Origin of the sequence: Rhizobium binae, assembly GCF_017357225.1 — a bacterium.
GTDB classification, from domain to species: Bacteria; Pseudomonadota; Alphaproteobacteria; order Rhizobiales; family Rhizobiaceae; genus Rhizobium; species Rhizobium binae.
Genome location: NZ_CP071604.1, coordinates 128,487 through 148,169, shown reverse-complemented (window position 1 = coordinate 148,169; position 19,683 = coordinate 128,487). Strand labels below are relative to the sequence as shown.

Below are 19,683 nucleotides of genomic sequence, written 5' to 3'. Positions count from 1 at the left end.
TGCCAGCGGAACCGTTCAATCGGGATCGTTCGTTCCTCTATTCTTCCGATGGCGGGTCTACGGCCACACCCGCGGCGCGCAGGCCGTCGAAGAACTTTTCCTGATCTTCCGGGCGCTGCAGGCGCAGGGAAATCTCCTGGCGGATGTTCGTCATCAATGCCGGCGCGTGCGTACGAAGCCAATCCCGCTCCAGCTTCGCCTCGTCCATCTTGCCTGCGGCTCCGAGAATGGACAGCAGGGCAAGATGGCGCATAGGGTTGCCGTCGAGACCAGCTATTCGTGACCATTCTTCCGCCGCTTCGCTATCGCCTCTCATCAATGCGCACATGGCCATGCCGGCTTCGTAATAGCCTCTGGGCCCGGCGTTTTTGGCAAGCGCGATCGATATCAACTCGCAACCCGATTGCCATTTTCCGGACATCGCCAATCGCAGGCCGTACTCGCCCGCGACCTCCACATCGTCAGGATTTGCAGCGTAGGCTGCAGTCCCGGCCGCAAGCGCCTTTTCGATATCTCCCTGAAAAAAGTTCACCAGCATGACGGCGCGAAGTACGCGGGCATTGTCTGGCGCCAGCGAGGCCGCCCGCTGCGCCGCAGCGGCTGCCAAGGCAAGCGCCTCGGCCGAAGAGGGTGTGCCGAGCTTGTAGCGAAATCTCACCTCGTCAAGGTAGACCAGGGACAACAGCGCCCAGGATGTCGCGTTGTCAGGACGCTGCCGGATTGCCTGCTGCAGGCACTCGCGTACTGCGCCGTTGTTTTTCGCAGTCATCGTCTCGATATAGCTGCTATAGAGCGGAGCGCAGACAGGGGCCTCCTGGTTTGCCTCCCGCGCTGACTGCGCGACCACGGCCGTTTCCGCTTGAAACATGGCGCCATTGGGCCGCGCTATAGCGCCGGCAATTTGCCCGGCGACATTTGTCTGAATCTCGAGCTTGCTCTGAGCGCGAAGATCGGCGTCGAAATTATTGGCCCAGATGACGGCCCCGTCTGTCTGGCGCACCAACCTGGCAACGGAGCGGAACCTGCTTCCATCCATCTGGATATTGCCCTGAAGCGCGTAGTCGGCAACCGCGGCATGATCACCTGTCGAGGGATCGGCGACCACGACGAGGTCATCGGACTGGGCAAGCTGGCCGATAATATCATCCCTCAGGCCGCGGGCGATATCCGCATTGGAATCGATGAGGCTGCTCTCGGCAAAAACCTCGACGGCGACCGTCGGCGCAAGGGCCGCCGACGGCGGCGGCCTGATGCGGGTGCCTCCTCGTGCAAAAAAAAGAGCGGAAGCAAGGGCAAGAAGGAGAAGAATAAGGACGGCCAGCAGACCGGTCCAGAGGCGGGTGTTCGTCTGCGTCGGGCGGTGCGTCACCCGTGGTGAATCGGTTTGATCAGGAAAAGCTGCGGTCTGGATGTTCTTACGGTCGTCCTTAGGCCGAGGTGGCGCCGGCGCGTCCCTGAAATATTCGAAATGCGGCACGTAGCCGCCTTTCGGCAGCGTAATTATCACCTCGTCCGCCTGACCGGCGACGAGATAATAACGCTCCAATGCCTTTCGGATGCGACCGGCCTCGATGCGGACGACCGGATCATTCTGAGGGTCGAACGATGCTTCCCGACCAAAAACCACGTTCGCGATAGTGAACGCCTTCAGGAAGCCTGCTCGACCGGCCAGCGTCTCGTTGACGACAAACTCCAAAAAATTTCGACCGCGCTGTGGCGCGTGAAATTCTTCACTTGCAAGAATTCGCCCAACTTGCCGGCAGATTTCCTCAGCGGTCGGTCCAAGACTGCTGACTATATTGGCCTGTGTTGCGTTTCTCATGACCGCCCCTACGACAAGATCACGCAATTATGTAAGCATCCTCTAAAGCATCATATCCCACCAGCCTGAAGTTGCAAGCATAGCTTTCTTCGAATTATCGGGCGCAGGCTGGCGAGGGGTCGAGGGGCGAGATCCGTCCGGTTTCGCTCGACCGCACAACCACATCAACGGTGACCGCCATACGCATGAGTTCGGCAAGATTGCGAGCCCCCATCTTCGCCATCACATTGGCGCGATGGACCTCCACCGTGCGCGCGCTGATGCCCAGATGATAGGCGATCATCTTGTTCTGCAGACCATCGAGCACTCCCGTCAGAACCTGATGTTCGCGATCAGTGAGTTGGCGAAGCCGTGCCGCGACGCTTTCGGAATCGGCAATCGAGCGCCCGGACCGCCTTTGCCCCATTGCCAGACTGATAGCCGCGATCAGAGCCTCTTCTCTAAGCGGCTTTTCCAGGAAATCCGATGCCCCCGCCTTCATCGCCTGAACGGCTGCAGCGACATCGCCCTGGCCGGTAATGACGATCGCCGGAACGTTCACGCCTGACCGTCGCAGGCGGTGGAGCAATTCGAGGCCGTTGACATCAGGCATGCACAGATCCGTCACAAGGCAGTTTCTGCCCGAAAGTGGCAGAAGATCCAGAAATGCGTTTGCGCAGCTATAGGCCCGCACGGCAAAACCTGCTGACGCCAGCAGGAATGTCAAAGATCGTCTCAATGCCTCCTCGTCATCGACGAGATGGATCGTCAGGTCGTTCGCCATCGGCTTCAATCTCCACCAGCGGAAGCGAGAACGAAAACACCGAACCGCTCTCTGGTCTCCTGCGCGCGCTTATGTGGCCTCCATGGGCCTCGACGATGCGCTTGGACAAGGCCAAGCCCATGCCGAGGCCATGAGGCTTACCGGTCACGAAGGGGCGAAACAACGAATCTTCGATCTCGGCTGCAATCCCGCAGCCGTTGTCGGACACGTCGACAACCAGATACGAGAAATTGTCCACTGTCGTTCGGATCGCAATACGGGGCTGCTCGACACACTCAGTCGCCTCCAGCGCGTTGCGAACGAGGTTGGTGAGCACCTGCACGATCTGAACGCGGTTTGCGAGAACGGTGTCCTGCAGCGCTTCGAGCTGAAAGTCCGTGAGCACTTCCTTTCGCCGCAACCCGATGAGCGCGAGCCTTGCCGCCTTTTGGATCAGCTCGTGCATCGCCTCCGGCTTCCGCTCGGAAGCGCCATGCTCTGCGAATTCTCGGACGTTCTGAACGATACTTCCTGCCCAGAGTGCGTGGTGCGTAATTTCCAGCAGCGCTTCGCGAAGCTCTTCGCTGCGCCCGCGGCGGTTGCCCGCGACCAGACGTCCGCAGCCTTCGGAATAGGCCGCGATCGAGGACAGCGGCTGGGAAAGTTCATGGGCAAGAGTGGATGCCATCTCTCCCAGGTCCGTCACTCTTGCAAGGCGGGCGATCTCCCGCTGCAGCTCCTGAACTTGCCGCAAAGTCTCGCCCTCGGTTCGAAAGTCCTCGAAAACCGCCGCGGTGAAGACGCCTTTTTCGTCATGCTTCCTGATGATGGTAAGGGCGGTCGGGAATTGTACTCCGCTCTTGGTGATTGCCAGGCCTGCGCGCACCGCCCCCTGGCCTGCCCAGCGTCCATTCAATCGAATATCCGGTGTCGGATGCCAGACAAAGCCGACCTTTCGGCCAATCAATTCACGCTCCTCATAGCCGAACAAGGCGACCGCGGCCTTGTTGCAGGCTGAAATTCTATGGCGGTCGCTGATAAAAAACACGGCGTCCGGCATATGGTCGTGAAGTTGCCGAATCCAGTCCATCCGCGGCCCGCCGTTTGCCTCGCTAAAGGCGCGAGCAGTCTCGCGATGCGGCGTTTGCGACGTCACGGGGGACACTTGCCCTGCTGCCACGCTCGGACCGGCTTCGGCGACAGCATGCGGCGCTTCCATCTTGATCTGCATAATGGTCTCCTCGGCCCTTGAGAAGTATTGGCCCAAGGACCGTCATTTTCCTCCGGCAATGCCCTGACGATACCACCCCCTGGCAGCTAATCCGTGTAGTATCGCGTAGCCTCTATTGTTCTCTAGCTCGCAGCCTTTGCCGCCCCTCGCCCGGCGTCGGGCTTCATCGCCGTTGATCCGGCTCAATGCCCCCGTCTCGTTGTTCCACTATATTGTGAGACGCAAAGACGAAGGGCCGTTTGAGGATGTCGAAAGATCAAACAATCGTCCTTGCTGCCGCGACTGCGACGCCTGTGACAATGGCAACGCCCGTGGAAGTCCAGGAGAGCCGCTACGAATAGCCTTGCGCATGAAATCGGTTCCGTGCCGACAACCGGCAGCGACCAATAGGTGCTGGCAATCCGGGCGGTGCGCATTCCTAAACATGCCGGCGAATGACGTGCCGGAATCTCGCGTCCGGCTAACGCTGGTGGATCCTCCGGAGGGTTCTGTAATGTGGCGATTGCCCCTCGAAGCTCCGTTCGAAGAGGATATAGAGCTCGCCGTCATCGACGATGAAGGCGTCCATGCCCTGGTTTTCCCCTGCCAGCGCCTTTCCTACGGCTGGATCGATGCCGTCAGCGGGGAAATTCTCGACATTCATCCTACCCATTGGCGGCCATGGCAAAACCGTCGCTGCGACGATTCTGGCCTTCATTGAATGCGAGGCGGCACCGCTGACAACCAGCCCTGGGGCGAGAACCTCGATATACCGCACCGCAAATTGTCTGCGATCAATGACACGACCGAACAGGCCGAAATAATCTGGTCTTCGAAGGACAGGCGGTGCCGCCGCGATCCGATAGGCTGGAAGGAGGACCACATGCGTGGTTTCGGGGTTCACTCGGAGGTCGGGAAATTACGAACCGTCATGGTCTGCAGACCGTCTCTGGCGCATCAGCGCCTGACGCCTGCGAATTGCCATGATCTGCTTTTTGACGATGTCCTGTGGGTTCACGAGGCCCAGAAGGATCATTATGACTTTGTGCTGAAGATGCAGGAACGGGGCGTCGAAGTCCTCGAGCTCCACGACTTGCTTGGCCAGACGCTTGCCAACAAGCAGGCGCGTGATTTCCTGTTGGACCGACGCATTACCCCGAATGTGCTCGGCTCGCAGATCGCCGAGGCCATGCGGCCATGGCTTGATGAAATGCCGGCCGCGCAGCTCGCCGCCTTCATGATCGGCGGCATCGCAATCTCCGACTTGCCTGAGGTCGAGGCAAAATCGCTGATGCTCAGTGCCTTGCCGGAGACGGATTTTGTCATCCCGCCGATCCCCAATACCTTGTTTCAACGCGACCCCTCCTGTTGGATCTACGCCGGCGTGACCTGCAACCCGATGTTCTGGCCGGCACGACGGGCCGAAACGTTGATCCAGCGAGTGATCTACAAGTTTCATCCGATCTTCCTTGGCGGCGATTTCCAGATCTGGTGGGGCGATTCGGACCAGCCGTTCGCCAATGCCTCGATGGAGGGCGGCGACGTCATGCCGATCGGCAACGGCACCGTATTGATCGGCATGGGAGAGCGTACGACCTATCAGGCCGTCGGCCAGGTGGCGCAGGCCCTGTTCAGGAGCAAGGCGGCAAAGAGAGTGATCGGCTGCCTGATGCCGAAGAGCCGGGCGGCAATGCACCTCGACACCGTTTTCAGCTTTTGCGATCGCGATGTCGTCACCCTGTTTGCCGAGGTCGTCGATCAGATCCGCTGCTACAGCATGTTCCCGAAGGACGACGACGGCACATTCGAGATTCGCCCTGAAAATCGGCCGATGCTCGATGTCGTCGCCGAGGCGCTCGACTTGCCTCGATTGCGCACCGTCGAAACCGGCGGCAATTCTTACCAGGCCGAGCGCGAACAATGGGACGACGGCAACAATGTCGTGGCGCTCGAGCCCGGTGTCGTCGTCGCCTACGACCGCAACACCTACACGAATACGCTTCTGCGCAAGGCGGGAATCGAGGTCATCACAATTCGCGGCTCGGAACTCGGACGCGGCCGTGGTGGCGGGCATTGCATGACGTGCCCCATCTGGCGCGACCCGGCTTACTGAACGTTTCCATCCATGAACCAGACCGACGGAGCAAGACCATGAGCTTCAATCTGCGCAATCGATCGCTTCTGACCGTGCAGGACTATACGCCGCGGGAATTCCGTTACCTCCTCGACCTCGCCCGTGACCTCAAGCGCGCCAAATATGCCCGCACGGAGCAGGAGCACCTGAAAGGCAAGGAAATTTGCCTGATTTTCGAGAAGACCTCGACGCGAACAAGATGCGCCTTCGAGGTCGCCTGCTCGGACCAGGGCGCCAACGTGACCTATCTCGACCCCTCCGGCTCGCAGATTGGCCACAAGGAATCCTTCAAGGACACGGCGCGGGTGCTGGGGCGCATGTATGATGCCATCGAATATCGCGGCTCTGCGCAGAAAGGCGTGGAGACGCTGGCAAAATACGCCGGGGTGCCCGTCTATAACGGACTGACCGACGAATATCATCCGACGCAGATGATCGCCGACGTCATGACGATGCGCGAACATAGCGACAAGCCGATTACCCAGATCAAATATGCCTATATCGGCGACACCCGCTCGAATATGGGACATTCACTGCTGATCGTCGGCTGCCTGCTCGGCATGGATGTACGCATCTGCGGGCCGCGATCGCTGTGGCCTTCGGAAGAATATATGACGATCGCCAAGGATTTGCAGCAGGCCTCGGGCGCGCGCCTGCTGGTCACCGAAGATCCCAGGGAAGCGGTCAAGGACGTCGATTTCATTCACACCGACGTCTGGGTCTCGATGGGCGAGCCGAAGGAGGTCTGGCGCGAACGTATCAAGCTGCTCACCCCCTATCAGGTCAACCAGGCCCTGATGAAGGCGACCGGCAATCCGCAGACCAAGTTCATGCATTGCCTGCCGGCTTTTCACGACACCGAAACCACGCTCGGCAAGCAGATCGCCGAAGACTACGGCATGGACAACGGGCTTGAAGTCACCGACGACGTCTTCGAGTCCGAGGCCAATGTCGCGTTCGAGCAGGCGGAGAACCGTTTGCATACGATCAAGGCGCTGCTTGTCGCCACTTTGGGAGATTAGCATGCGTGTGGTCATTGCGCTTGGCGGCAATGCACTTCTCCGGCGCGGGGAAGCGATGACCGCCGATACTCAGAGGCGAAATGCGCGTATCGCGGCTGAGGCGATCGCGCCGCTGGCGGCCGAACACGAGATCGTCATAACCCATGGCAACGGGCCGCAGGTTGGCCTGCTCGCCCTTCAGGGCGCAGCCTATAAGCCCGAGGAAGCCTATCCGCTCGATGTTCTCGGCGCCGAAACCGAAGGCATGATCGGCTATATGCTGGAGCAGGAGCTCGGCAATCTCCTGCCGTTCGAGCAGCCCTTGGCGACCTTGCTCACGATGGTGGAAGTCGACGCGGACGATTCCGGCTTCCAAAATCCGACCAAATTCGTCGGCCCGGTCTACGACCAGGCCGAAGCAGACCGGATCCGCACGGAAAAGGGCTGGGTGTTCAAACAGGACGGCGAAAAATGGCGGCGCGTCGTTGCCTCTCCGGTGCCGAAGCGGATCTTCGAAATCCGCCCCGTCCGCTGGCTGCTGGAACAGCGCACGATCGTCATCTGCGCCGGCGGCGGCGGCATTCCGACGATGTACGAGAAAGGCGCCAACCGAAAGCTGGTCGGCGTCGAAGCGGTGATCGACAAGGACCTGTGCTCGGAGCTCTTGGCGCGCGAACTGAATGCCGATCTCCTGATCATGGCGACGGATGCCGAGGCCGTGTGCCTCGATTGGGGCAAGCCCTCTCAGAAGGCTATTCATCGGGCACGCCCCGACGACCTCACGCAATTTTCCTTCCCGGCGGGCTCGATGGGCCCCAAGGTCGATGCCGCCTGCCATTTTGCGCGCAGCGGCAACAGGACTGCGGCTATCGGGTCTCTAACCGATATTGCCGGATTGGTGCGGGGAGAACGCGGGACGATCATCAACAGCGGTTTTGCTGCCCTGAGCTGGCACTAACCTTTCAAGACAAACCTATCCCGAGACGGCCGGCTGCCTTGGTGCAGCCGATGCCGTTTCCTTCTGGGTCACTTCAGCACCATTTCGCCTCTGCCAGACATAGACGGGTATTCCGAGCATCAATAGCACGAGGCCGTAAAGCACCGGTTCAGCGCCCGAGCCATAGAGGGTAAAGATGGCAAAGATGAAGGCGATGAGTTCGATGACGCTCACCCGCGGCATTCGCCCACGGGTCACACCTGCAACGAGACTTCCGGCAAGCGAGCAGAAGGCATAGGGAATGACGGCGGCCATGGTGCTCAGCCCGACCATCAGCCGATAGACCACCGCGAAACCTTCCGAACCGATCGCCTGGACGAGCACCAGAATAGTTGCGAACGAAGCCGAGATGACCATGCCCCATGCCGGCACACCGCGCGAGGAGAGCCGCGCAAAAAGCGGCGGAAACAGCCCGTCGCGGGCCGCCGCCATCGGGACCTGCCCCATCAGCAAGGTCCAGCCGTTGAGAGCGCCGATCGAGGAGAGCAGCACAGCAATCGAGATTGCCAGCTCGCCCGGGCGTCCCCACATCATGCCTGCGGCCTGGGAAAACGGAGCAACCGAATGAACCAGCTGTTCGCGCGGCACGAGCCCCATCACGACGATGGTGCCGAGCACATAGAGGGCCGCGGCAATCAGTATGCCGAGGACGGTCGAACGTGGGATGGTCCTTTCGGCGTTCTCGACATCGCCTGCCGGCACGGTCGCCGATTCCAGCCCCAGATAGGCAAACATTGTCAACGGCGCCAGCGTTGCGACCGACTGCAGCAGCGATTGTCCACTGGGGTTGAATTCGGAGAAATGCGACGTGTCGATGAAGAGAAGACCGACAATGGCAACGGCGCCGAAGGGAAGCAGCTTGGCATAGGTGGTGACCTGCGCGAAGACGCCCGCCGCATGCACGCCGCGAAGATTGACGAGGACGATCGCCCAGATCACGCCGAGCGTCAGCACGGTCGCGGCGAAACGATTGCCGAGGACGGGGAAGAGATCGACCATCACGCCGGCAAAGGCAACGGCGATGACGGGCAGCGATGTCCAGATGGAAATCCAGTAACCCCAGGCGATCAGGAAGCCGGCGAAATCGCCGTAAGCGAGCCTCGTATAGGCATAGGGGCCGCCGACAGCCGGCACGAGGCTCGCCAGCCGCGCGAAGGTCAGGCCGAGGCAGATCGCGCCGGCGCCCATGACGATCCAGACGATGATCGCCAGATTGCCGTAGGGCGCGACCGCGGCCGGCGAAAGATAAAAGCCCGAGCCCACCATGTTTCCGACGACGATCGCGGTGCAGGCGGCAAGTCCCAGACTCTTGCCATTTGTTGTCATGCTGCCCTCCCAGAGACTGCCTTTCGCCTCGGTTATGTGTTGCCGGACCCAATCTTCCTCTCAAAGAGCAGGCGCCGCAATCCGGTTCAATGCGTAGTGGGCGGCGGTCTCCTATGGCGCCCCGGAACCGTCGCGGAATTGTTCGAACATTATTGATCGTACTCAATGCTTGGCATCTGTGCGTGAGCTATCTTCGCGAACGAACATCATCCGGTTCTCGGGAGTTAGAGCGATGAAGATGGCCATGATCATTGGACTTGCCGTGTTGACTGCTGTCGCCGGAACTGCGCCGGTCGAGGCCCAGCAAACCAGGCGCGAATATCGCAGAATGAACTGGAGCGAGAGCCTGCCTGAGGCGGTGCGAACCTATCACGACCGGCGGTTCACAATCGTCAGCTACAGGATGGCCGATTTTTCCGAGACCGGGGCACACCCGACACAGGGAAGCGAAGAGCACGTCAAAGCCATCCGGGATGCAATTCGCGCGAACAAATGGCTTACGGCCCAGCTCAAGGCCAAGAAGCTAACCGCCAACGACATCGAATGGGTGTCGCGGGCACGCAACGGCAACATGACCTTTTATACGAAATGACCGGTGTCAGCGTCGGACAGATTTACGCTGAGGCAGGCCGCGAGACCTCCTCCCGGTGGTGATCGTCGCCGGGCAGGATGGACGACTGCGGCCGGCAAGAGATAAAGGCAGACCCATCTTTTCAGATCTCGTCTCACCTTCGCGATCAGGCATAAAGCGACTGGATCGAGCGTGTCGGAGGTGGGCGATGATATTAGGCGAGCAGGGATTTCTCAGGATCTCGATAGCCGCCACGGTGGTTGTCGCTGCGCTCGGCGTGGTTTTCGGCATTCTTTCCGGATCGTTCTCCATCGCTTTCGACGGCGTTTATTCGCTGGCCGATGCGGCGATGACCGGATTGGCACTCTGGGTTTCCAGCCTGATCATAAAATCGACACAGCGCGACGCCCAGTCGGGCAGAATCCGAAATCGCTTTACCATGGGCTTCTGGCATCTGGAGCCGATCGTGCTGATGCTCAACGGCTGCCTGCTGATGACCGTCGCCGTCTATGCGCTGATCAGCGCGATCATCAGCATCCTGAACGGCGGCCATGAATTGCAATTCGGCATGGCGATCGCTTATTCCGCGGCGACCCTGCTCGTCTGCGCCGTAATGGCCTTCCTCGGCGTCCGGCTGAACGCCCGCATCAAATCCGATTTCATCTCGCTCGACGTCAAAGCCTGGATCATGTCGGGCGGCATCGCGCTTGCCCTGCTGATTGCGTTTCTGATCGGCATGGCGGTGCAGGCGACGCCGGCCGCATGGGTTGCCGCTTATATGGACCCCGCGGTTCTGGCGCTGGTCTGCCTGGTCATGATCCCGCTTCCGATCGGCACCGTCTGGAAGGCGCTCACCGAGATCCTGCTGATCGCGCCGGCCGACCTCCAGGAACATGTCGATCGCATCGCTTCGGAAACGGTTCGACGCCTCGGCTTCCTCTCGCATCGCGCCTATGTCGCCCGGGTCGGCCGGGCAATGCAGATCGAGCTCTACTTCATCGTGCCGGAAGGACTTCCGGCAAAGACCGTGGAGGAATGGGACGCGCTCAGAGACGAGATAGGCGATGCGATCGGAGATGAGAGCGCCAATCGCTGGCTGACGATCGCCTTCACGGCCGATGCGGAATGGGCGGAATAAGCCGTCGTCTGCATTCCCGCTGACATCGAAATGCTTCGCCCGACATTGATTGCAATCAACGACGCAACATCACCCGTCCTGTACGATCCCTCCAGTTGAGCTGCGCGTCGCTGCAGATCGGCCACGGCCTGTCCCTCGATTCCTGGAGGAACGCATGGAATTCCAGATGGCATTTCCCATAGCCGTTATCGACGAGGATTTTGATGGCAAAAGCGCTGCCGGCCGTGGCATGCGCAATCTGGCGGCCGCAATCGAGAAGGAAGGTTTCCGGATCGTCTCCGGCGTTTCCTACGAGGATGCGCGGCGCCTCGTGCATATCTTCAACACCGAATCCTGCTGGCTGGTGTCCGTCGACGGAGCCGAGGACAAGGCCACGCGCTGGCAACTGCTGGGGGAGGTTCTGGCCGCAAAGCGGCAAAGGAACGATCGCCTACCGATTTTCCTCTTCGGCGACGATACGACCGCCGAAGACGTGCCGGCGTCGGTGCTGCGCCACGCCAATGCCTTCTTCCGGCTGTTCGAGGATACGGCGGAATTCATGGCGCGCGCCATTGCGCAGGCCGCCCGCAACTATCTCGACCGGCTGCCGCCGCCGATGTTCAAGGCGCTGATGGACTACACGCTGGAGGGCGCCTATTCCTGGCACACGCCTGGCCACGGCGGCGGTGTCGCGTTCCGCAAGAGCCCGGTCGGCCAGCTCTTCTATACGTTCTTCGGCGAAAACACGCTGCGGTCCGATATCTCCGTATCGGTCGGCAGCGTCGGTTCGCTTCTGGATCACGTCGGGCCGATCGCCGAGGGCGAACGCAATGCCGCCCGCATCTTCGGCACGGATGAAACCCTTTTTGTGGTCGGCGGCACCTCGACCGCCAACAAGATCGTCTGGCATGGCATGATCGGGCGCGGCGATCTCGTGCTCTGCGACCGCAACTGCCACAAGTCCATCCTGCATTCCCTGATCATGACGGGGGCCACCCCGATCTATCTCATCCCCTCGCGCAACGGGCTCGGCATCATCGGTCCGATCTCGAAGGATCAGTTCACGCCTGAATCGATCGCCCGCAAGATAGCCGCGAGCCCCCTCGCCGGGCAGACCAGTGGCAAGGTCCGTCTAATGGTCATCACCAACTCGACCTATGATGGGCTTTGCTACAATGTGGATGCCATCAAGGCGTCGCTCGGCGATGCTGTCGAGGTGCTGCACTTCGACGAGGCCTGGTACGCCTATGCCAATTTCCACGAATTCTACGACGGTTTCCACGCAATCTCGTCGAACCAGCCTGCGCGCTCGAAAAACGCCATTACCTTTGCCACCCAGTCGACCCACAAGCTGCTGGCCGCCCTTTCCCAGGCATCGATGATCCACATCCAGCATGCCGAGAACAAGCGCCTCGATGTCACCCGCTTCAACGAAGCCTTCATGATGCACACGTCGACCTCGCCGCAATATGGCATCATCGCCTCCTGCGATGTCGCGGCTGCCATGATGGAACAACCGGCCGGGCGGTCTCTGGTGCAGGAGACGATCGATGAGGCGATCAGCTTCCGCCGGGCGATGAACAGCGTGAAAAAACAGATCGAGGGCGGTTGGTGGTTCGACGTCTGGGAGCCGACGGGTGCCGGGCTGACACCGAGCGACACCCATGCCGACTGGGTTTTGAAACCGGATGATGCCTGGCATGGTTTTACCGGCCTTGCCGAAAACCATGTCATGGTCGACCCGATCAAGGTCACGATTCTTTCGCCGGGCCTATCGGCAAGCGGCGTCATGGACGAGCACGGGATACCGGCGGCTGTCATCACCAAGTTCCTGTCATCGCGACGTATCGAGATCGAGAAGACCGGCCTCTATTCCTTCCTCGTGCTTTTCTCGATGGGCATCACCCGCGGCAAGTGGAGCACGCTCGTCACTGAGCTCATCAATTTCAAGGACCTCTACGACGCCAACGCGCCGTTGACGCGGGCGCTGCCGGCGCTTGCCGCGGCGCATCCTGATGCCTATGCCGGCATGGGACTGAGAGACCTCTGCGAACAGATCCATGCGATCTACCGCAAGGATGACGTGCCGAGGGCGCAGCGCGAGATGTACACCGTCCTGCCCGAAATGGCGCTACGTCCGGCCGACGCTTATGACCAGCTGGTCAAAGGCCAGATCGAGAGCGTCGAAATCGATAATCTCATGAACCGCATCCTCGCAGTGATGATCGTGCCCTATCCGCCGGGAATTCCGCTGATCATGCCGGGCGAGCGGATCACCCAGTCGACGAAGTCCATCCAGGATTACCTGCTGTATGCCCGCGATTTCGACCGGATGTTTCCCGGTTTCGAAACCGATATCCATGGGCTCCGCTTCGCTCCCGGTGACAGCGGCCGCCGCTACCTCGTCGATTGCATTGCAGAGGAGGCGCAGGAATGATTCCGCGCGATGTGAAGTCTCCGACGGTCGCCATACCCTTCCACAAGATGCTGAAGATCGTGGCGGTCATCGACCGCGACAATGTTCAGGCTCAGGAATTGGTCGCACAGATCGCCGCTCAGGGTTTCAAGGTGGAAGTGCGCGACGATTATTCCGCCGATGCCTCCGAGGATGCCGATGTCGGCGCTTATATCGGCTCAGTCGAGGGCGGCAAGCTGTCGGCGGCTCGCAGCTTCCTTCGCTCGGTCAGGGGTATCGGCTTCCGTACGCCGATCTGGGCAATGGCCGACACGCTGACGATCGCGGATATGGATGTCGTCGAAATGGCTGGCGAGGTCGACGGCTTCGTTTATCTCGGCCAGCAGACGCCGACTTTCTATGCCAAGCAGATCGTCTCCACTGCGGTCAATTACGGCAAATCGCTGCTGCCGCCCTTCTTCGGCGGCATGATGGCCTATGACGGCGAGGCGAACATCGCCTTCGATTGCCCCGGGCATCAGGGCGGCCAGTTTTATCGAAAGTCGCCCGCAGGCCAGCTCTTCTTCAAATATTTCGGCGAGAGCATTTTCCGCAACGACCTCTGCAATGCCGATGTTGATCTCGGCGATCTGCTAATCCACGAAGGCCCCGCGGCGGAAGCCCAGAAGCAGGCGGCGCGCATCTTCGGCGCGGATCGCACTTACTTCATCCTGAACGGAACCAGCACCTCCAACAAGGTGGTCACCAATGCGATCCTGCGCAGCGGCGATCTCGTTCTCTTCGACCGCAACAACCACAAGTCCCTGCATCAGGGCGCGCTGGTGCAAGCCGGCGCCATTCCGATCTATTTGCCGACAGCCCGAAATTCCTTCGGCATGATCGGTGCTGTCGACTGGGCGGCCTGGGACGAAAGCTGGCTCCGACAGAAAATAGAGGAGCACCCGCTGATCGCCGACAAGAGCCGCGCGAAGGCGGAAAGACCATTCCGTCTGGCTTGCATCCAGCTCGCGACCTATGACGGCACGATCTACAACGTCCAGCAAGTCATGGAGAAGATCGGCCATCTCTGCGACTACGTGCTCTGGGACGAGGCCTGGATCGGCTACAATGCCTTCCACCCGCTGTTCGACGGTCACAGCCCGATGCGTCTGAAAGACTTGCGGGCCGACATGCCGGGTCTGTTCTCCACCCAGTCCGTGCACAAGCAGGGAGCCGGCTTTTCGCAGGCCTCGCAAATCCACAAGCGGGACGAACATATCAGCGGCCAGCGCCGGTTCGTGGAACACAAGCGCTTCAACGAATCGCTGCTGATGCATGTCTCGACCTCTCCCTTCTATCCGCTCTTCGCCTCGCTCGACGTCAACGCCAAGGTGCACGAGGGCAAGTCAGGCGAGATGCTCTGGGATCGCTGCATCGAACTCGGGATCGAAGTTCGCAAGAAGCTGCGCGGCTTCGTTCAGCATTACGAGTCCAAGACCGCGAGCGCCGAAGAGCGGTGGTTCTTCGATCCCTTCGTGCCGGACAAGGTCACCATTTCGGGCTCCAAACATACGGACGACGTCGAAGGCATGCGGTGGGAGGATATGCCCACGGCCGTACTCAAGCGCGAGCAGCAATGCTGGCGGTTCGATCCGCAGGCAAAATGGCACGGATATTCGGGCTATGCGCAGGGTTACGCGATGGTCGATCCCAACAAACTTACCCTGTTGACGCCTGGCATCGACCGCAAGACCGGCGAATATCGCGAGTTCGGCATTCCGGCGACTGTCGTCGCCAACTATCTGCGCGAACAGCGTGTCGTGCCGGAAAAATGCGATCTCAACAGTCTTCTCTTCCTGCTGACGCCGGCGGAGGATGAGAGCAAGCTGAACACGCTCATCGCCAAGCTGGTCAAGTTCAAGAATCTCTGGGATCGCGACGCGTCGCTGCAGGAGGTGCTGCCGACCGTCTTCGCCGCCAATCGCGAGCGCTATGCCGGCTATTCGGTCCGGCAGGTCTGCAACGAAATGCATTCCTTCTATCGCGATGCTGGCGTTAAGGAACTGCAGCGCCTCTGCTTTCGCTCCGAGAGCTTCCCGGAGCCGGCCATCGCTCCCAAGCAGGCCTATGAAGCCCTGGTCGCCAACAATGTCGACTACGTGCCGTTGAGGCAGGCTGCCGGCCGCATTTCGGCGACGCTGGCGCTTATCTATCCACCGGGGATCGGCGTAATCGTTCCCGGCGAGCGCTGGGACGACAAAGCGCGCCCGATGCGGGACTATTTCCTGGCCTTCGAAGAGTCCTTCAATCGATTCCCAGGCTTCAATTACGAGGTCCAGGGCGTGTTCCAGGAAAGGATCGAGGGGCGGATCCAATTCCACACATATGTCGTGCGCGAGTAGACGCAGGGAGGGTTTCGTTATGACCGACAACACGATGCATCTTGCGACCGAGGCCACGACCAAGAAAAAGATGAACCTCGTGCAACTCACCTTCATCGTTGCCGTCAACATGATGGGCTCGGGCATCATCATGCTGCCCGCCAACATGGCGCAGGTCGGTGCGATCTCGCTGCTCTCCTGGCTTGTAACTGCCATCGGTTCGATGGCGATCGCCTATGGCTTCGCCCAAGCCGGGTTGTTCAATCAGCGTCCCGGCGGCATGTCCGCCTATGCGGAGGATGCCTATGGGAAAGACGGCTACTTCATGGTGTTCTTCCTGTATTTTCTTTCGCTTGCCATTGGCAATGTCGCCATCGGCATCTCCGCCGTCGGTTATCTTGCCGGATTTTTTCCGGTGCTGACGTCCACGCCGATCATGACCTGCCTGGCGCTGGTCATCCTCCTGTGGCTGACCACGGCCGCCAATTTCGGCGGCCCGCGCATTACCGGGCGCATCGGTTCGATTACTGTCTGGGGCGTCATCCTTCCGGTCGGGCTGTTGTCGATCATCGGCTGGCTCTGGTTCAGTTCAAGCACGTTCGGCGCCGCTTGGAATCCCCAAGGACTGACGCTGGCACAAGGCATGGGGTCGAGCATTTCGCTCACGCTCTGGGCATTTCTAGGCATGGAGTCGGCCGCCCAGAATTCCGATGCGGTCGAAAACCCCAAGCGTGACGTGCCGCTCGCCTGCATGTTCGGCACGCTGGGCGCCGCCGTCATCTACATCCTGTCGACGACGGTCATTCAGGGCATCGTGCCGAATGCCGACCTTGCCACCTCCACGGGGCCGTTCGCCCTGGCCTATGCCACGATGTTCAATCCGACGATCGGTTCGATTATCATGGCGCTGGCGGTGCTTGCTTGCCTCGGCTCATTGCTGGGCTGGCAGTTCACCATCGCCCAGACGGCCAAGACTGCTGCGGAAGAGCGAATGTTCCCATCGATATTCTCCCGCGTGAACGAGATGGGCGCGCCGGTCAGCGGCATGATCATTCTCGGCATTGTGCAGACAGGCCTCGCGCTGATGACCATATCCCCGACGCTCAGCGAGCAATTTTCCGCGCTGGTCAATCTCGCCGTCGTAACGAACGTGCTTCCTTACATCATCGCGCTTTCGGCGCTGTTCGTCATGATGAAGGCTGCCGGCGTGCCCCAGGCGAAATACCGGCTGAACGCCGTCATCGCCCTCGTCGGCATGGCCTACAGCGTTTTCGCCATCTACGCCTCCGGCAAGGATGCGGTGCTCGGCGGCATGATTGTCACAGGGATCGGTTTCATCATTTACGGGCTCATCGCCCCGCGGTTCGCCAGCGTGAACCGGGCACCGGCCGAGTAACACAGGGAGGACCAGATATGTCAGGGAGAAATGGTCGCTGGGCGGTTGTCGCCTCTATCCTTGCCGTGACGGCCGCGTCGGCCGTCACCTGGCCCGCGCAGGCGCAGACCCTCGATCGCGTCAGGACAAGCAGCGCACTGAAACTCGGCTACGACCCGGACGCACGGCCGTTTTCGTTTGATGCCCAGGGCAAGCCCGACGGCTATGCGGTCGCGCTCTGCAACAAGATCGCCGACAGCCTGAGGGCGCAACTGAACCTGTCGAAGCTCGATGTGGAATGGGTTCCCCTCTCTGGCGACGCCAAGCTGCGTGCCATACAGGACGGAACGGCCGACCTTGTCTGCGCCGCGGAGCCGGTGACGCTCGGCCGCCGGAAGCAGGTCTCGTTCTCCCTGCCGATCTTCCCGAGCGGCATCGGCGCGCTGCTCAATGCGAGCGCGCCCTTGGCGCTGCGCGAGGTTCTGCGATATGGCGAACCATCGAGCAGACCCGTCTGGCGCGGGGCGCCGGCCCGCACGATCCTCGAACACAAGACGTTCTCATCGATCGCCGGCACGACGAGCGAAGGCTGGCTGTCTGACAAGATCAAGACCTTCCAGCTCGCGGCGACGGTAACGCCCGTGACGAACTATCAACAGGGGATCGAGCACGTCCTGGATGGCAGCTCGGCTGTGCTCTTCGGCGCCATGCCGCTGCTGATGGATGCTGCCGCCCGCAGCGACAGGTCCGGCAATCTCATGGTGCTGGAGCGCCATTTCACTTACGAACCACTCGGCCTCGAGCTGGCGCGCGGGGATGAGGATTTTCGCTTGGCCGTCGATCGCGCATTGAGCCAAGCCTACGCGGCGGAGAATTTCCGGGCGTTCTTTACCACATGGTTCGGCCCGCCTGACGATGCAGTCGTCACCTTCTTCCGGCAGACGGCTCTTCCGGAGTGAGGCGCGCAGAATAGGGAAGGCGAGGAAACGGGATCATGGGCACCGGTCAGAAGCGGCGGCAGATCATCGCCCGCCGACATTGCGTTGACGGACAAAGGTCCAGGTGATCACAGGGGGTGAAGGTTGAGCCACCTTTTTAAAGAGATTCGCGATAGCCCGATACTCTGGCTGCTCGCCGCCGTGCCGGTGGTATTCCTGGCAGCGGCGCTCTTCCCCGAAGCTCATACGGCACTTTTCGTTCTGTCGGTGCTGGCCATCGTGCCGTTGGCCGCATTGCTCAGTCATGCGACCGAATCCGTTGCCGCCAAGACGGGTGACGCCGCGGGCGGGTTGCTGAATGCGACCCTTGGCAATCTGACCGAACTGGTCATCGCGCTCGCTGCCCTGCAGGCGGGCGAATATACGCTGGTCAAGGCATCCATCGCCGGGGCGATCGTCACCAACACGCTGTTCATGCTGGGCGCTTCGTTTCTGCTTGGCGGGCTGAAACACCACATTCAGGAATTCAACCGGGCAAGCGCCCGCATCCAAGCCGGCCTGCTTTTCCTGGCCACAATCGCGCTGCTGATGCCTTCGGCGCTTGGCGGATTGGACGCGGCATCCGTCGCACCGGTTACCCAAACGCTCAGCCTCAGCCTGGCCGCTCTGCTGATCATTGGATATGGGCTTGGGCTGTTGTTCACGCTTGGGACCCATCGCGAATTTTTCTCTTCGGCGGAACACGCCGAGGCCGGCGAAGCGCCGTGGCCGATCGGCCTGGCTCTGGGCGCGCTTGCCGGTGTCACCGTCCTAGTTGCCTTGGTGAGCGAGATTTTCGTCGAATCCGTGCAGGAAGCGGCGGTAGCCTTCGGAATGACCCCCGCCTTTGTCGGCTTCATCGTCGTCGCATTGGTCGGCGGCGCCGCCGAAATGGCCTCGGCCTTCTCCGGCGCGCGCAAGAACCGGCTTGATCTCAGCGTCGGCATCGCGCTCGGGAGTGCTTCTCAGATCGCCTTGTTCGTTGCGCCCGTTCTCGTGCTGATGAGTTACGTGATTGGGCCGTCCCCGATGGATCTGCAATTCTGGCCGGGTGCGGTGACGATGATGTTCCTTGCGACGGTGACCGCGATGTTCGTCACCAATAGTGGACGATCGGCATGGTTTGTCGGCGTCCTGGTGCTGATGGTCTATCTGATTTTCGCCATAACGCTGTACGTCTTGCCCCCGGCAGTGCGATGACATCCCGCGTTCCGAAACAGGATGGATCAGACGGCGAACCGCAAACTCGAAAAATGCGACAGCTGTTCTTCATCGCACTCGCAAAGCAGCTGCGTGTCATCTGGCCGATCCTTTCGGGCATCGTATCGATCATGATGGCATCCGGCCTTGCAATTTGGCGCATCGAGGATTGGCGTATCGATGAAGCGCTTTATTTTACCTTCGTGACAGGCCTTACCATCGGTTACGGCGACTTCACGCCCAAATATCTTTCGACACGAATACTGGCCTTGCTCATCGGTTTTGCGGGCATCGTGCTGACCGGCGTCATTGCGGCCATCACCGTAAAGGCCTTGAACGCGACGGACGGAGATAGCGGCAGGTAGAGCCTTTCCCGGTCAGATCGCACGTGCCTCTCGTGACTCTCGTTTGCAGATCCGCAGATTTATTCGTGAT

The 19,683-nt window shown here is 60.5% G+C and carries 16 protein-coding genes; 12 read left to right on the top strand and 4 right to left on the bottom strand.

Translation table 11 applies throughout. The features are described from left to right. Positions 1-37 precede the first annotated feature (37 nt). The 3 genes from J2J99_RS00660 to J2J99_RS00650 form a co-directional block, all read right to left on the bottom strand. Positions 38-1,822, bottom strand: a complete 1,785-nt coding sequence (locus J2J99_RS00660; protein WP_205918696.1) for a hypothetical protein — start codon at positions 1,820-1,822, stop codon at positions 38-40. Positions 1,823-1,916: 94 nt separating this feature from the next. Next, on the bottom strand, positions 1,917-2,585 hold the full coding sequence (locus J2J99_RS00655) for a response regulator transcription factor (protein ID WP_168295753.1): 669 nt from the start codon (positions 2,583-2,585) through the stop codon (positions 1,917-1,919). Next, entirely contained in the window at positions 2,551-3,795 is a 1,245-nt protein-coding gene (locus J2J99_RS00650) for a sensor histidine kinase (RefSeq protein ID WP_168295755.1), read from the bottom strand. The genes J2J99_RS00655 and J2J99_RS00650 overlap by 35 nt, the downstream gene beginning before the upstream one ends. A gap of 493 nt (positions 3,796-4,288) precedes the next feature. Here J2J99_RS00650 and J2J99_RS00645 point away from each other — a divergent pair, with 493 nt between their 5' ends. The 4 genes from J2J99_RS00645 (at position 4,289) to arcC (ending at position 7,867) form a co-directional block, all read left to right on the top strand. Then, the gene (locus J2J99_RS00645; RefSeq protein ID WP_168295757.1) at positions 4,289-4,495 is read left to right on the top strand and encodes a hypothetical protein; all 207 of its coding nucleotides are present in this window, start codon (positions 4,289-4,291) and stop codon (positions 4,493-4,495) included. Positions 4,496-4,657: 162 nt separating this feature from the next. After that, entirely contained in the window at positions 4,658-5,887 is a 1,230-nt protein-coding gene (gene arcA, locus J2J99_RS00640) for an arginine deiminase (protein WP_168295759.1), read from the top strand. A gap of 38 nt (positions 5,888-5,925) precedes the next feature. Continuing rightward, the gene (locus tag J2J99_RS00635; RefSeq protein WP_168295761.1) at positions 5,926-6,930 is read left to right on the top strand and encodes an ornithine carbamoyltransferase; all 1,005 of its coding nucleotides are present in this window, start codon (positions 5,926-5,928) and stop codon (positions 6,928-6,930) included. A gap of 1 nt (position 6,931) precedes the next feature. Then, positions 6,932-7,867 carry a carbamate kinase gene (arcC, locus tag J2J99_RS00630; protein WP_168295763.1) on the top strand — a complete coding sequence of 312 codons (936 nt, stop codon included), beginning with the start codon at positions 6,932-6,934 and terminating at the stop codon, positions 7,865-7,867. A gap of 15 nt (positions 7,868-7,882) precedes the next feature. Here arcC and J2J99_RS00625 read toward each other — a convergent pair whose 3' ends face one another. Next, complete coding sequence (locus J2J99_RS00625; protein WP_168295765.1) at positions 7,883-9,232, bottom strand: amino acid permease; 1,350 nt, start codon at positions 9,230-9,232, stop codon at positions 7,883-7,885. A gap of 232 nt (positions 9,233-9,464) precedes the next feature. On the opposite strand from J2J99_RS00625, the gene J2J99_RS00620 reads away from it, so the two are divergent. The 8 genes from J2J99_RS00620 to J2J99_RS00585 all read left to right on the top strand — a co-directional run bounded on the left by J2J99_RS00620 (position 9,465) and on the right by J2J99_RS00585 (position 19,613). After that, complete coding sequence (locus J2J99_RS00620) at positions 9,465-9,824, top strand: hypothetical protein (RefSeq protein ID WP_246735339.1); 360 nt, start codon at positions 9,465-9,467, stop codon at positions 9,822-9,824. Positions 9,825-10,011: 187 nt separating this feature from the next. After that, on the top strand, positions 10,012-10,941 hold the full coding sequence (locus J2J99_RS00615) for a cation diffusion facilitator family transporter (RefSeq protein ID WP_205918697.1): 930 nt from the start codon (positions 10,012-10,014) through the stop codon (positions 10,939-10,941). 154 nt (positions 10,942-11,095) lie between these two features. After that, a complete protein-coding gene (locus tag J2J99_RS00610; protein WP_168295767.1) occupies positions 11,096-13,357 on the top strand; it encodes an Orn/Lys/Arg family decarboxylase in 2,262 nt (753 codons plus the stop codon). Beyond that, entirely contained in the window at positions 13,354-15,717 is a 2,364-nt protein-coding gene (speC, locus tag J2J99_RS00605; protein ID WP_168295769.1) for an ornithine decarboxylase, read from the top strand. Before J2J99_RS00610 ends, speC begins: the two co-directional genes overlap by 4 nt. 19 nt (positions 15,718-15,736) lie before the next feature. Further along, on the top strand, positions 15,737-17,092 hold the full coding sequence (gene potE / locus J2J99_RS00600) for a putrescine-ornithine antiporter (protein ID WP_168295770.1): 1,356 nt from the start codon (positions 15,737-15,739) through the stop codon (positions 17,090-17,092). 17 nt (positions 17,093-17,109) lie between these two features. Next, positions 17,110-18,030 carry an amino acid ABC transporter substrate-binding protein gene (locus tag J2J99_RS00595; protein WP_168295771.1) on the top strand — a complete coding sequence of 307 codons (921 nt, stop codon included), beginning with the start codon at positions 17,110-17,112 and terminating at the stop codon, positions 18,028-18,030. A 123-nt stretch (positions 18,031-18,153) separates the two neighbouring features. Further along, positions 18,154-19,248 (top strand): calcium/proton exchanger, encoded by a 1,095-nt coding sequence (cax, locus tag J2J99_RS00590; protein WP_168295772.1) that lies wholly within the window; start codon positions 18,154-18,156, stop codon positions 19,246-19,248. Positions 19,249-19,301: 53 nt separating this feature from the next. Continuing rightward, a complete protein-coding gene (locus J2J99_RS00585) occupies positions 19,302-19,613 on the top strand; it encodes a potassium channel family protein (RefSeq protein WP_246638759.1) in 312 nt (103 codons plus the stop codon). Positions 19,614-19,683: the final 70 nt, after the last annotated feature.

Excerpts from the sequence above, each read along its gene's own strand:
- potE (WP_168295770.1), top strand. The coding sequence starts at position 15,737 with ATGACCGACAACACGATGCATCTTGCGACCGAGGCCACGACCAAGAAA.
- J2J99_RS00650 (WP_168295755.1), bottom strand. The coding sequence starts at position 3,795 with ATGCAGATCAAGATGGAAGCGCCGCATGCTGTCGCCGAAGCCGGTCCG.
- J2J99_RS00645 (WP_168295757.1), top strand. The coding sequence starts at position 4,289 with ATGTGGCGATTGCCCCTCGAAGCTCCGTTCGAAGAGGATATAGAGCTC.
- arcC (WP_168295763.1), top strand. The coding sequence starts at position 6,932 with ATGCGTGTGGTCATTGCGCTTGGCGGCAATGCACTTCTCCGGCGCGGG.
- J2J99_RS00615 (WP_205918697.1), top strand. The coding sequence starts at position 10,012 with ATGATATTAGGCGAGCAGGGATTTCTCAGGATCTCGATAGCCGCCACG.
- speC (WP_168295769.1), top strand. The coding sequence starts at position 13,354 with ATGATTCCGCGCGATGTGAAGTCTCCGACGGTCGCCATACCCTTCCAC.
- J2J99_RS00620 (WP_246735339.1), top strand. The coding sequence starts at position 9,465 with ATGAAGATGGCCATGATCATTGGACTTGCCGTGTTGACTGCTGTCGCC.
- J2J99_RS00585 (WP_246638759.1), top strand. The coding sequence starts at position 19,302 with ATGCGACAGCTGTTCTTCATCGCACTCGCAAAGCAGCTGCGTGTCATC.
- J2J99_RS00660 (WP_205918696.1), bottom strand. The coding sequence starts at position 1,822 with ATGAGAAACGCAACACAGGCCAATATAGTCAGCAGTCTTGGACCGACC.
- arcA (WP_168295759.1), top strand. The coding sequence starts at position 4,658 with ATGCGTGGTTTCGGGGTTCACTCGGAGGTCGGGAAATTACGAACCGTC.
- J2J99_RS00610 (WP_168295767.1), top strand. The coding sequence starts at position 11,096 with ATGGAATTCCAGATGGCATTTCCCATAGCCGTTATCGACGAGGATTTT.
- J2J99_RS00635 (WP_168295761.1), top strand. The coding sequence starts at position 5,926 with ATGAGCTTCAATCTGCGCAATCGATCGCTTCTGACCGTGCAGGACTAT.
- J2J99_RS00595 (WP_168295771.1), top strand. The coding sequence starts at position 17,110 with ATGTCAGGGAGAAATGGTCGCTGGGCGGTTGTCGCCTCTATCCTTGCC.
- J2J99_RS00625 (WP_168295765.1), bottom strand. The coding sequence starts at position 9,232 with ATGACAACAAATGGCAAGAGTCTGGGACTTGCCGCCTGCACCGCGATC.
- J2J99_RS00655 (WP_168295753.1), bottom strand. The coding sequence starts at position 2,585 with ATGGCGAACGACCTGACGATCCATCTCGTCGATGACGAGGAGGCATTG.